Origin of the sequence: Vibrio sp. 10N.222.48.A3, assembly GCF_041475345.1 — a bacterium.
In the GTDB taxonomy this organism is placed as follows: Bacteria; Pseudomonadota; Gammaproteobacteria; order Enterobacterales; family Vibrionaceae; genus Vibrio; species Vibrio tasmaniensis_A.
On sequence record NZ_JBFRVX010000906.1, the window covers coordinates 1 to 316 of the forward strand.

At 32.3% G+C, this 316-nt stretch carries 1 protein-coding gene; it reads right to left on the minus strand.

The features are described 5' to 3' along the window. On the minus strand, positions 1–316 hold a 316-nt coding region (locus tag AB4653_RS21675), incomplete at both ends, for a hypothetical protein (protein ID WP_372105324.1).

Consider the following 316-nt stretch of genomic DNA (forward strand, 5'->3'; position numbering starts at 1 on the left):
TTTTGCCACTCGCCTGATGTATCATCAATTTTTATCTTGCCTAAGGCTTTAAATAGTTCTACTGCTTTTTCTGAATGTTCTTTTAAATAGTCGGGAACCTGGTATTTCGCGTCAATAAAACACACTTCTAAATCATCTACATTTTTTCCATAAGAAAAGCCTTTATTTCCTTTTCTTAGAGGTATGGTTTCAGCATATGGTGCGCGACAGAATTTATATTCTTTTTCTAACTCATATTGACTATAGAATTTAACCAAATTATTAGTGTTAGATTCGACAAAAAGACCGATTTTATCTTGAGCATTTATTCCAGTTC